8 protein-coding genes are annotated in these 13,869 nt (G+C 38.5%); 2 read left to right on the top strand and 6 right to left on the bottom strand.

Annotation, left to right across the window (positions count from 1 at the left end; all coding sequences use genetic code 11):
• Positions 1 to 5: 5 nt before the first annotated feature.
• Both AC4PL9_RS08530 and AC4PL9_RS08525 read right to left on the bottom strand, forming a co-directional pair.
• A complete protein-coding gene (locus AC4PL9_RS08530; RefSeq protein WP_491604327.1) occupies positions 6 to 1,163 on the bottom strand; it encodes a GlmU family protein in 1,158 nt (385 codons plus the stop codon).
• 132 nt (positions 1,164 to 1,295) lie between these two features.
• Complete coding sequence (locus AC4PL9_RS08525; protein WP_343787446.1) at positions 1,296 to 1,550, bottom strand: type B 50S ribosomal protein L31; 255 nt, start codon at positions 1,548 to 1,550, stop codon at positions 1,296 to 1,298.
• A 192-nt stretch (positions 1,551 to 1,742) separates the two neighbouring features.
• Between AC4PL9_RS08525 and AC4PL9_RS08520 the strand changes: the two genes are divergently transcribed.
• Complete coding sequence (locus tag AC4PL9_RS08520; protein WP_491604326.1) at positions 1,743 to 2,363, top strand: HD domain-containing protein; 621 nt, start codon at positions 1,743 to 1,745, stop codon at positions 2,361 to 2,363.
• Positions 2,364 to 2,431: 68 nt separating this feature from the next.
• Positions 2,432 to 3,817 carry a contractile injection system tape measure protein gene (locus AC4PL9_RS08515; RefSeq protein ID WP_491604325.1) on the top strand — a complete coding sequence of 462 codons (1,386 nt, stop codon included), beginning with the start codon at positions 2,432 to 2,434 and terminating at the stop codon, positions 3,815 to 3,817.
• A 67-nt stretch (positions 3,818 to 3,884) separates the two neighbouring features.
• Here the strand turns inward: AC4PL9_RS08515 and AC4PL9_RS08510 are convergent, their stop codons facing one another.
• From AC4PL9_RS08510 to AC4PL9_RS08495, 4 genes are read right to left on the bottom strand one after another with little or no spacing between them, the layout of a single operon-like run.
• A complete protein-coding gene (locus AC4PL9_RS08510) occupies positions 3,885 to 7,211 on the bottom strand; it encodes a hypothetical protein (protein WP_491604324.1) in 3,327 nt (1,108 codons plus the stop codon).
• A gap of 10 nt (positions 7,212 to 7,221) precedes the next feature.
• Positions 7,222 to 11,934 (bottom strand): baseplate wedge protein, encoded by a 4,713-nt coding sequence (locus AC4PL9_RS08505; protein ID WP_491604323.1) that lies wholly within the window; start codon positions 11,932 to 11,934, stop codon positions 7,222 to 7,224.
• Positions 11,935 to 11,948: 14 nt separating this feature from the next.
• On the bottom strand, positions 11,949 to 12,134 hold the full coding sequence (locus tag AC4PL9_RS08500) for a hypothetical protein (RefSeq protein ID WP_343787457.1): 186 nt from the start codon (positions 12,132 to 12,134) through the stop codon (positions 11,949 to 11,951).
• 7 nt (positions 12,135 to 12,141) lie between these two features.
• Complete coding sequence (locus tag AC4PL9_RS08495) at positions 12,142 to 13,848, bottom strand: hypothetical protein (protein WP_491604322.1); 1,707 nt, start codon at positions 13,846 to 13,848, stop codon at positions 12,142 to 12,144.
• Positions 13,849 to 13,869 lie beyond the last annotated feature (21 nt).

Raw genomic sequence — 13,869 nt, 5'->3', positions numbered from 1 at the left:
TTGTCTTATTTCAGTTCATACAGATAGGTTAAAACCGATTTGTCGGCAGCTGTAAGTGCAATACCTCTGCGCTGCATCATGTTTTCAGCGGTTTCAAACACTTTTTGAAGATCGAATTTTATCTCTGGTGCTGCACCCCAGGCAAATGAAGGAATGTATTTTGGAGGAAATTCCGCACCAAATACATTAGCGGAAACACCTACAACGGTTGCTGTATTAAACATCGTATTGATTCCTGATTTTGCATGATCTCCCATCAAAAGCCCCAGGAATTGTACATCTGTCTGAACCATATCTTGCTTTTCGTAAGAGTATACTTTTACTTTTCCGTAGTTATTTTTTAAATTTGAGCTATTCGTATCAGCTCCCAGATTACACCATTCTCCGATAACAGAATTCCCTAAAAATCCATCATGCCCCTTATTGGAATACCCGATAAAAATGGAATTTGAAACCTCTCCTCCTACTTTACAGTGTGGTCCAAAACTGGAAGCTCCGTACACTTTCGCTCCCATTTTCAATGTCGCATGTTCAGCCAGAGCCAACGGTCCTCTGACCATAGCTCCTTCCATAATTTCAGCATCTATACCAACATAGACTGGTCCATTGGTCGTATTCAGAATCGCTCCTTCAACACAGGCTCCTTCTTCCAGAAAAACAAGTTCTCTATCCCCTATTACCGTATTGGAAGAAGAGAGGGATTGTGATTTTCTTCCCTCCGTATGAAAAAAGAAATCATTTTTCAGAACTTTCGCATTCTCCTGAAACAAATCCCAGGTATTCTCAAGTATTAACAACGGTTGATTCACTGCTATTTTCACTTCAAAACCGTGCTTATAGATACCTTTTCTTGCGATCCAATTGTGTTCTGTCCGCAATTCTTCTCCAACTTTCAAGTTAGACACTTCTCTGGCCAGAGATTGATCCGGAATAACAGCAGCATTAATATGAAGGTATTCCGTGTTTTCATCTGCCTTTGCGTATCGCTCATTCAAATACGTTTCCGTAGCAAATACACAAAACTCGTTATCATCTCTTCCCAATAAACGTAACCAGCGCTCTCTGTTCGTAAACAATCCCATTCTCAATTCCGAAAGAGGACGTGTGAGCGTTAATGGATTGAAGCGCTTGTGTAATTCGTTATCGTGAAAAGCTAAATACATACTATCGATTTGTGCAATTATAGGTTAAAGATACATTATTCCGAAAAAGCTCACCGAGTAAGTTGTCAAAAATTGCTAAAACAAAAAGCCCCGATAAAATACCGGAGCTTTATACTATAGTGTAATAAACTTTTATTTCTTAAACTTACCGTAACGCGAGTTGAATTTGTCAATACGTCCTGCAGTATCCACAAACTGAACTTTACCTGTAAAGAAAGGGTGAGAAGTATGAGAAATCTCCAATTTAACTAGAGGATACTCATTTCCGTCTTCCCATGTTACTGTTTCTTTCGAAGGTGCACAAGAGCGGCACACGAACGAATAATCATTCGAAACATCCTTAAAAACTACTAATCTATACTCTGATGGATGGATATCTTTCTTCATCTCTTTTAAATTTCTTAATTCTATCTCCGTGAAACGGACTGCAAATTTAGTGTTTTATTTCTTACAAAATCAAATATTCGCAAAAATATTTTTTTCATCGGGTTAATCAGCAAAATTAGTCTTGAATTCGATCCAAATTCGCCTCATGTTTTCCTTTCTGTTTACTACTTTGCAAAGCAAATACATTTTCGCATGAAAAAGCAAGATTTAGAAGCAAATTTTATTTCTTTACTGGGTAATTACTCTTCGGATTTGAATTTCATAACAACGAACCTTACTCACCTCATCACTGCCTATTCGGAGAAAGGCAGACATTATCACAATTTGGAACATATTGCAAATATGTTATCCGAACTGAAAGAAGTTATAGCGGACGTTTCTTCTCCTGACACCATACTGTTCTCTATTTATTATCACGATATTGTCTATGATCCGAAAAGAAAAGACAGCGAATACCAAAGTGCTTGTCTGTGCAGAAAGATTCTGGATGCAACTGACTTTAAAGAATCATCTGCCTGTTTCCAACAAATTATGGCAACGAAAGATCATTTATTGAGTACTGATTCGGACACCAATATCTTACTGGACATTGATCTTTCTATTCTTGGCAAAGAAAAACGTATTTATACTGAATATAGTTCTCAAGTCCGAAAAGAATATGCGATGTATCCGGACTTTTTGTACAAACCGGGACGAAAAAAAGTATTACTTCACCTCCTTCAATCAGACTTCATATATAAAACAGATTATTTCAGGAATAAATACGAGGATCAGGCCAGAAAGAATCTGGAAGATGAAATACGCAGTCTGTAAAGCAATTCCAACGACTTTATTCCTGTTCTACTACTTTTTTAGTATCTTCATTGTCTAACATATTTGATATGTCAACAAACCATAAAATTTCCAGACTTACTTTTGAAATAACCTACCCTTTATCTCAAAAGGAAGCCACACAGCAACAAAAACATCTTGAAAAGATGTCACAACAGGAGATTCCGGAAATGCTTGAGCATATTTTCAATACAATTCCTGATATAGACAAACGATCTCTGGTTTTGGATCAACTTGAAATTGATTTGGAGGAAATTGACTTTGTTAACTCCAAAGCCGTTTTCCTTGAAAAAATAAAAAAAACAGTCAAAGAAAAACTTACCGAGCTTCAGCGTAAAAACTCCGACTCAAAAGAAATGGTCAAATCTTATCAGGATCCTGATCTTATTTTATTCATTTTGAGAAACGGACATTTGCCCTGGTGGGCAGATCACCTAAGTTCAACTTCCGTAAGAGGAATAATAAATAATACAGCATTACTGGAGGATAATGAATTTGTACAACGACTCTTTACTGAGTTGAATAATGATGCTTCAATCGTCCGGTTTATTAGATATTTCAAAGGTACCCCCCTTGTTTTATTTCTGGAAAAACAATTGCCGAAGAATTTTATTTCCGGAGAGATCATGTCTTTTATTCAACAACTCGCTCCTGAAAAAAGTGAGCTTCTTTATTCGTCCTTAATTCGGTTGACATCAAGTACGAAGCCACAACATTTACTTGCGTATAGTATTCGGTTTGTTCATTTATTGCTAAACAATTCTCCTTATACAATGGCTACCATCTTCGAAAAAAAACTTGTTTCCATTTCTTCTCTCCCCTTTTCCAAGGAAGAGACAGACCGTTTTTACGCAGCTATACAACAACCTGACTACATACGAGAAATTGAAGATGATAACGATACTCCTGAACTAAACGAGGATGACTTTACTCACAATAGTATGGTTTCCAAAGCAGGGCTTATACTTCTACTTCCTTTCCTTCGAACTTTCTTCGAAGCGACCGGACTCGTCTCTGAAAACACATTCCGATCTAAAACCGATCAACATTATGCCGTTTACTTATTGAATTTTCTGGCTACAGGAGAGGACACTCTCCCCGATGAGCATTCTTTGTTAATGGAAAAATTACTCTGTGGCATGGATCTGAATGAGGTTCTTCTTCCCTTTAACGGACTAAGAAAAGGACATGCTGAGGAATGCGAATTTCTGTTGCAGACCGTAATCGAACGGTGGAAAGCACTCAAGAGTAGTTCTCCTCAGACCATCCAAAAAAGTTTTTTGAGCAGAAGTGGTTTTTTGAGCAGACAGGCCGATGGAACCTGGCGATTATTTATAGAGCGGGAAACAATTGACCTTTTATTGGATAAACTTCCATGGACTATTTCTATATCCCGAATTCCATGGACTACGGAAATGATTTATACCGAATGGTAAAAGTATCGTATAAACATTCTACTCAAGAAAATCTATACAATACTTTTTATCTTATCCCATTTTTACTTTAGGTAGCAACTACCGAAATAACTGATCGTGTCCCGTTTTGTAATACGGCTCCTGTTCTCAAATCAACAATATCAAATGTATAGTAGAAGCTGTCGACTCCTCTAAAGAAACTCAACGGTTGATAATATATAGAAGTGACAACGCCTTCGTTCAATACAACACCCGCTACCCCAAATTGGGTTGTATTCCCGGGGTCATTCGGATGATTATAAGTATTGATCATACCAACTTGTTGTTCATCTGTTGCTGCTCTGTCTGTTGCATAAGGTTGTTTTACCCCTTTTTTATTCACCAGATACAATCTGATTTGTTCAGGTGAATAACGATTCGTGTCATATTGAATAGCTTCTTTGATATCTATAATCACTTTTCTGGTCTCAGCATAAAGTGCCTTACTTTCATTGACCGTTGCTGCTGAATCCGATGGTAACATCATTTTCGAAACAGGTTTCGCATATGCATAGTCTCCAAGACTGTAAGATGCAATATAAGGTTCTGAAATAGCCGGTATATTCAATTCACTTTCTGTTGTGGGAGTTGGAATCTCATCGCAAATACAATCACAATCAATATAGTAGGGCAGCGCAAAATCAGCTATTACCTGATCCGGTTCTAAAGCATTTGTTGTAACAGGGCTGGTCACCTGATCAACCGGAACACCGCTTCCTAAAGCTAATTCTACCCTGGCTAATTGCAATTTCTCAGCTTCAAGATACTGCATCTTCTTCACTTCTTCGGTTGATTTTATCGGCTGATATTTTAATCTCGCAATATCCACATTGACTTGTTTCAGTCTTTTATTAATTCCAATTGCATATTCTCTGGAAGGAACACTAACTTTTACCGGATCCCCATTTACAACCATAATGTATGTTCCTCCTTTCGGAACTCCTGCCTGGTGAGAAATTCCCGGGTGACGTTTTATGAAATTAGAGAATAACTTAGTATCATTTTGTGTGAGGTATTGAATACGATACTGATACGTATAATTCAGCAGGGTTAACCCGCGGTATTTCCCTCCGTAAATCAGGTTTCTGAATACGGTATTGTTTTCGGAAAAATAAGATGAAATCGTAGCATATAACTCAGAACTATTGTTCAGTTTTAAACTTCTTTCCACAAGATCCAGAATTTGATTTTGAGCAACAGTAACATTGATTGCATATTGTTTAGCACTCAAATAGGTTTGGATAAAGCCATCTTTATCATTAGGCTTTGTACCGGTATACCCAAAATTAAAATCAGTCAAATCAAAAGGTAACATTTCTGTTCTAAGTGTATTCACACTTCGCGCCAGTCCGAGCATATTGGTTGAAAAATACTGAATGGCTTCCTGCATACTTCTTCTTTGCGCATAAACGGGTAGAATCAATTCCTGGGCAGCATATTCAACTCTTGTTTCTGTTACTTCCTGCTGTTTAGAAGTACCAACCTCAGGATTGTCGTTTACTCTCATCAATTCCTTTGAGGATCGGAACATTTCTCCAACCTGAGGTTGTGTAACAGATCCCTTATCATCTGCCCCACTATCAGCCTGATTGACTAATGAAGAAAGAAAAGAAGGCATTGGTTTCAACTCTACTCCCCTCCTTACCACTGCAATCTGGTTAAACAATCTGTTCAGGTCATTTTTTAATTCCGAACTGATAGTTACATACTGGCTATGCAAATCTGTAAAATTACATCGCTCTTTTATATCTTCCAGAGAAGGTCCTGACAATCGTACGGTAATATACTTAAATGGCAGATTGAATCTTGAACGCAGATCTTCCAGTTCCTGCTCTACTGCCACATAGTTTTGCCTGATTGCACCTTCTATCCTCAAGAAATTATACTTGTCCGTATCATAGTATAACGGAGTTTCTATCGGACCTTCATCACTGATCTGGACAGAATCCTGATTTTCATACGCCAAAGGGCGTAAGCCTTTTTTAAATAAGCATTTCTGAATAAACTGGTAGCTCCAGTTTTTTTCCAACGTCCCCAATCCGTCTACCGGTTCATTTATTGAATAGTAATATGGAATAGAACGTAAACTTAAAGGGGCTTGTTTTTCTACGCTTGGTGTAATCAGTACGGGTTGTCCTACTGTTGAGGGTGGTACGGGTGTTGCCGAAGGGTTATTTATGAGATTCAAATTGAATCGTCTTGTCATCAGAACCATACGTTTGTGCAACATAATGATTTTATCCAGTGCATCCCTTTTTTCAACTACAGCCGGTGAAGGAGCAAAGTAATTTCGATATTTCCAGGTTTCACACTCTTCATTACTTCCCATTATCTCCCCCAGTAAAAGGTGTTTGGGGAAACAACTCATATCCGGACAACACTCCGCCATTAATGCTGTAGCTTCTTCACAAAACTCATCATAAGCGAGGATCAGGTCTTTTATAAAATCATAAAAGTATTGTACTCCCAGGTATCGTGGTCCTGTGGATTGTTGATTCAGGAAATTAGTCCAGGTTACATTCGGTAGCCCGGCAAAAGGGTTACTTCCTCCATAAACAGGTGCCAGAATACCCGCAAAATCAGTATACGTCTGCCGAAGTGCTTCGAACAAAGCCCTGTACAAAGTAGCATTAGATGTAGAAAAATCGCTGATAAATCCATCTCCCTGAATCTGGTTTACGTAATTCTTCGAAAATTCATTGTAATTCGTGCTCTGTGGAGTTGACGGTTCAAACCGGGGACGACGAATGATAAACCGGGGAAGATCATACCCGGCATTCTCACCTGTTTTTGGTGCACACGTTCGCGGAATTATTTTCTGAATCAGGTCTGTCTTACTAACCAGTAACTTCCGAATAATAAAATTTCTGTTCATGCCCCGCTCGTCACAACTTCTCCCCAGACAACTTTTCAAATCGGCATCCAACACCTCCAAAAACAATAGAGCAACCTTATCGTCCAGAAAACCGGAAGGCTCATTCAGAAAACTTGTTGTAGTACCATCTTCAATATCTGCATCAACTGAAAGAATTTCAAACAAATTCACATCCTGAAGTTTTGTGACCGGATCTATAAAAGGTCCGTATAACACGCCGGATGGTAAGGTATACGTTCTGTATCTGTTTATTTCACAATCTCCCAATGACAGTAAGAATCCCTCAGAAGAAACCCCCAAACCTCCTGAAATATTTAGCAAAGGTGGATTAGATGTAGTATTTAACTTTAACTCCAGACCACACACCACGCCAGAGCCAATTAACTTGACGCGGGTTAATCTGTTTTGTTCATCAAGATATGTAACCATTTGGTTAAGCTGCGAACTGGTTAGTACCTGATTTCCTTCAAATACAGGATAACTATTTGTTAACTGGCTCATAATTCTCTTTTTAATTTGTTCCTAAACTTGTTCTGTCCAATACAATTGTATTTTCACCTATTGTGTCTTCTATATCGCAATCGTGAAGTAATCCTTTTGGATACACACTTCTCAATCCGTCTATCACTTCTATCAAATCCGCAAGTGCTTTATTCAAGCTTAGCGTATCTTTGTTTTCTTTACTATTCTCTATCAACCACTTTTTATATGCTTTCTCAAAATGCTTCATTTGTGGATAGTCAATCCAACAGATGTTAGGTACAATGTGTGCCGGACATTCTAACCTGAATGTTCTGTCGAAAAAAGCTCTGAAATTCTGGTTACTGAACCTGCCCTGCCAGGAAGGCAGAACCACAGTAAGAATAAAAGAATAGGGATCATCTGTTTTACAGGAAGTACAATCTGCATCCAGGTTGATTGCTAATAACCTGTCCTCTACATGTACCTGTCTTTCTGATACCTCAATAGTTGTTTCTACAGTATCACCTGTTAGCAGACCAATCTGATAGATACCGTCATTTATACCATCTTCTGAACCTATTATTTCTATGGGATGACCGGGAACAAAAGCATCTACATTCTCATTCACAATACAACTTGTATTTGTTGTAACGGATACAACAGGAATACTTGTGTAATATTCTATTCTTCCGGCAGTATTAACTCCCGGATCAGGAATAGGTTGATAAAGTTTTAAGGCAGTCTCAGTACCTGTAAAGCTAGCATTTAAGACATCGTACTCCTGATCATTTACTCCATTATCTGAGTCTTTGATCCAAAGCTTCTGTATGGGGGTAAATTCTGTTGTTACATTTCCCTGTACTAAAACTGTATTCGCAACAGCATCTATTCCTGTAATCTCCAATTTTTTCCTGAAGCGAAGATTCCCATTCGTTGCCAAACCTGTTTCCAACGCGGGTACATTCGCTCCAAAAGGGAAAAACTCCTTTTGATTATTTTTAGGTCGCAATAAAATATGTTCAACCATGTGCATTCCCTCATGGGAGAAAAATGTCGATTTCATAAAACGAATCATCTGTTGAACAGCAAACTCGTCCGCACCTCCGGTAACGTATACAGTTGATGTAGCATCTTCGATACGCGTAATAGTGAGTTCTTTGGAATAGTTTAGTTCACCAAGGTTTCCGGAATCATCATTTATAATCTCGTTCACCCATATTGTTGTACGATCATTAACCGGGTTATATAAGATGTCCTGAATCGTATATTCCCCATTATTATCAGTTGAACCAACAATACTGAAAACATCTCTTATAAATAATTTCAAAGCCAGATTCTCTCCGTTAATTTCAAATCGCTTATCTTTTTTATCTGCAGCTGAAATGGTAAAACTTTTTTCCTCAAAAAGGACTGTTCCGTCAACCTGCATTCCCGGAATTACTTCCTGAACAGTAATGGCAATCTGAGCTCCCAATGCTTCTGTCGTATCTACCGTATAGGTTCCATCATTTTCTGTGGAACCAATTATTTTGATTACAGCGGCTCCCGAAAAGCCATTTGGATTCTCAATTGCTTCGGCAAGGTCTGTATTGAAATCGAACGCTTCGCTGGTTCCTATTACTTCTCCACAACTATCGACCACGTGGAAGTAATAAGGTTCCGGAGCCTGAGGATCAAAATCTGAAAAACGGTAATTGTAACGATAAGTGGCTCTTTCTGACAAGTCAAAAAGTGAGTGGTCTATTGAATTCGTTCCAATATCAACCAACTCACTTTCGTTCTGAGTATTATACAAAACAACACCTCGCGGAAGTGTGTCCTGTAATACGGGTGCAGCTGTAAAAGTAATTACTGTTTCAAACGTACCGGGAGTCGGTTCGTTTATTGTAATTGTATCGATCGTATATTCTCCGTTATTATCTGCTGAGTCAGAAATAATAACTACATCTTCGACCTCCAGATATTGAGACAAATTTCCTCTGACAGTAACTCCTGAATTTACCGTATCTACTGCCAAAATACCAGCTGATGATTTGCATTTTCCATATCCTATATACGGACCTCTTAAAATCGGAAAATTGTCAGCGGATCCTTCCGGGAAGTAATTTACAGTATAATTTAGTAAATAACGTGGTGGATCCGTCACCATATCAGCGCTAATGCTTCCTATGTTATAATAATTGAAAAATGGAGATAAGAGGTTATTTCTATTGGACTCCGGATTGTCATAATATTGCGCATTAAATATCGTTAGCGCCTCATTTACAAATAAGTCAAATGTGTTCGGATCAGGTGCTGTAGCAAATTCTTCACTCCACGCCAGAATTTCTCCGTCACGGCATACAATTGCGATTCGGTACATTCCATCTTCCTCAACAATTATATAACGGGTTTGATCAACTCCATTTACAATTAATTTCTCAATTGCACGATTCGTCTCCGTTTCATTTAAATAATCAGTTACTGAAAAAATTTCATACCCCGATAAAGTAATCTTGTAGCTAAACCGTAAAGGATCTACGGGCGAAATTATTATTTGAAATTCAGGCGAAAAACTAAGTTTTACTCCTTCACCGGTATCTATCCCTGACAATAACTCTACTCTCCTTTCAACTCCCGGAACATTATCAATACTCCATATCTGACAGGGACTCTCATAATTAAACGCTGTAAAACGTCCTCCGCTTATTTCAGGATATTGATCCAGAAAATTCAGTTTATCCACCAATAATTCCGTAGATGATTTTTTCCCTGAAATTTTATAAACCAGCAATGCATAGTCTGTAAACTGTTCACCAAAACGAGCCATTAAATGGTTCAGAAAACGATTTCTTCGCGCATCAAATCCTCGCTTTCCTTCAGTAATATCTTGCAGGTACTCCGGATACTCTGATGGATCAATCAAAATATCTTCAATATCAGGCACTATTCCCTGTAAACTTTGTGAATAGTAGGTTTTATCGATGACAAACTCACCATTCTCATTCCGTTCTCCATTCATTGAAAATAGCTCTCCAATATTCGACAACTGGGAAAGATAATCTGCCAATAACTGATCAAAGAACAACAGAAATCCTTTCAACTGCTTCGTTTGTGCTTTTCTCAATTCATTCATTCCCGCAGGTAAACCTTCGGAACCAACACCATATACCAATGGAAAATCTTCCTGAATACTCTCGTATCCCGACAAATCTCTGTAGGTCCCTTTCGGAACAGGAATATCCAGTAAAACATTATGCAGTTTTTGTGGTCGCTCTTCCCGTATTTGCTTTTCAAGCAGGGCATTTACTTCCTCGCTGTCTGCTGAATACGGCAATTCATCCTTCAGGAACGTAAAATTGGACCGGTTAACGCTTAATCTCGGGACATAATTCTTATTAAATGCCAACTTCAAACACCATTTTACACTTTGAGATTTAATTCCCTCTGTATTATCAAGAGGAATATTTGCAACTTGTAGTCCCCTTACTGCCTCAACTCCAGGAATATCCATAATGACCTGAATAAGATCAGAAACATGAATAGACGCACGGATACCGGAATTTATCAACTCTTTATCATCAATAAATCCATGTTGTAAACGGGGACCTTCAAAAATCTCTTCCGAACGATAGCCCTTATCAAACATTTCTTCCAGCGTATAGAAGTATACAGTAGGAGAAAGAAATTGTCGTATTGCGAAAAGTATATTTGCTTCTACTTCCTCAACAACTGCATCAGGAGATATGACAATATCGCCACAAACAGCGATTTCCTCCACTTTAAGAGCACTGATCCTTATAAAGTCTTCGCATAGATTCCGTGAAGCCATCAATTTTCTCCGGACTTCTTTCACGATCTGTAAGACCTTTTTAACCTTACGCTGATACAAATTGACGAAACTTTCCGGATTATTTATATCAAACAATAAGGTCTTTAATTGTTCCTGAATACAAGTTGTATTTACAAGTTCATTATTTCTTGTTATTACAACGAGCACCTCATCCCCTTCGATTCGGTACTCATCAACACGATATCCCGAAGGAAGACCTTCAAAACTTATTCTGAAATTAGAAATAGCCGAACCTATAGCTTCCGGATCATTCCAATCAATGTTTTGGTTATCCCATCGGGGAAATTCTGCATACACAAAGATTCTTACTCCACATAAGTTCACATCAAATCCTGCCGCACCACAATCGAAAACACGAATGCTGCGTTCAATCGTATTTTCATTCAAATCTCCCAGGTATTCACATGTACCTAATTCGAGTAGAACATCATATAATGGCCGGATATTTATCTGACCCTGTTGAGCGGGATTTTCGGGTTCATAACTTAATTTGTTGTCCGAATAATTTGTATAAACCGGTATTTCATTTTCTGGAGCCATCTGAATCCATGCATTCTTCACTCCTGCAACGGGACAAAGTTCATCAAAAGGTGTCTCCACTTCAACATCAATCAAAACCTTCCGGAAATCATTAAATGTTACCGGGTTCATTGGCAAAATCTCCCTTGCTGAATAAAAGTTTTTTAACCATGCAGATTGGGGATGCTGAGCAAGGATATCAGGTACAGAATAAGTTGTACGATATCCCAGATCGGTGATTGCATAACTCAGTACCTCAAGAATCGTTACTCCGGGATCACTCAAATTATAATCTGTCCATAGTTTCCCGGATAAACGTTCCAGATACCGTAACCCTTCTTCCCGGAGGAATGCGTACTGCATACTTTCAATTTCCGGTTGCTTTGTTGATATTGTTATACTCTCCGCCATGATTGTCAATTGGTTTACATATTACTCTCCTGCAACTCTTGTTCGGAATTCATTTTTGTTGTTTCGGTATTTACCTGAGCACTCGCCTGTGAATGAATTTTCATAATCAATGTATACACCTGATTATATGGAAGGTTTCCCAATGACTTAATAATTGTATTCACCTCGTTTACAGATAATTTTAAATTTACTTCTTCCATACTTCATCTATTTATCTAAGAGTCCTATGTACTGTAAAACATCTTCTAACTGATTAATTCTCTGCCTCATATTATCAATGATTTTTACTGTCATTTCATCATAAGTCATAGGAAAAGGATCTGACAAAGCTCTCGATATTGCTTTTTGCTTTGCTAATGTCACTACATTACCCTGTCCATCCATAACAGAAAGATGAGGAGTTCCTCCTACATCGGACGCATACATCTGAATCGTTTTTAACTTTGATGGTAATTTTGGTACCTTCCCCATCTGCATCGCCAGTACATGAGTACCTCCTTCTCCTATCGGAGAACCTTCAACATCTTCTATTCCACCAATTAGTGTATTACCATTCAAAATAGCGGCAAAATTATTCGAAGGGGAAGTACTATTACCATTTACCTTACTAACAAGAAAGCCAATATCTTTTGAAGATCCGTCTCCCCAATCAGTATCATTTTGTATTACTAAAGAAGCTCTGACTTTCGTTACTCCCGATATATTCTTTTCAGTATTTCTTACCAACACAGAATAACTATCTTCTTTTGTTTCTCCCATACTCTCTGCACGAAGTGCTCCGCCACCGGAATCAGGAGATGAACCAATTATTACTTTGGAAGTAGTTGATTCGTGGTAAATTTCTCCTTTCCCTCCTTCTGCCCATGCAGCGTCTGTGCTTGTAAACGACTTCCAAACTGTTCCATCAAACCCCTCGAAGTCAGCACCATTCCATCGTATTGTCCCCTGATTCAAAGTGGAGGTATTTCCAACTCGTAACGCTCCGTTTACTTCTAATTTTTCAGATGGACTCAGCGTTCCAACACCTATTGAACCACTATCTGTAATCACTGTTTTACGATTCGATCCAATTGTATCATCACCATGGATGACGATATCACCTCCCAAGCGCTGCAGATGTAAAGAAGATGTAGAAAGACTCAGCGTGTCTCCTATGTACTCTCCTTCCCGTGCCTGAACCCCCTGAGCATCTAAAACAACACTACCTGTTATTGGTCCGACATTAACGATACCTGTATTTTCATCAAGAGCTATTATGGAATTAGGATCCGAAGCAGGTAAGGAAACATGTAACTTCGTTTGCGGATCCGGCTCGTTAACTCCAATATTTCCACTTCCCGTAATCAGCAATCTTTCCATAGCGTTATCCAAATCACTTTGAAAAGATAATCCTCCATTTCTTGAAGAATCAGGATCATCAACATGACCAATTAACCAACCATTATTAGCTACTGTAGCTGTATTCAATACTTTCACTCCTGTCAGGGAAGAAGGATTATTATCTTCTACATGTAATTTTTGCCGGGGGTTTAAGGTTCCGACACCAATATTTCCCGTTGATTCTTTTATAAAGAGTCTGCTGATACTTCCGTCTGCCGTTTCCTGTGAAAAATTAAGTCCCGTATTGTTTTCTCCCGTTGCCGGATTAAGATCAACAGACCATTTATTTATGCCACCGGAAGTATACAGGCTTATTAGTTTTTCTGCAGCGCCTTCAGCTGCAATTCCCAACCGGGAAGCGGGCTCTGCCACCCCAATTCCGAAACGTTTTATCGCACTATCCGGTCTATAAACATATACCCCATCTTCAACCTGATGTACATAGGAGTCAATCAAATCAGCAAATTCCTCTTGTGTAGGGATATCTCCTGTTTCAAAAAAACTATACAAACTCTCTCTGGATACTATCGCCATGGTATTTCTTTTTTAATCCAT

Source organism: Wandonia sp., from assembly GCF_984588085.1.
The sequence above is the reverse complement of the archived record's forward strand: the minus strand, read 5'-3'. Positions and strand labels throughout refer to the sequence as shown.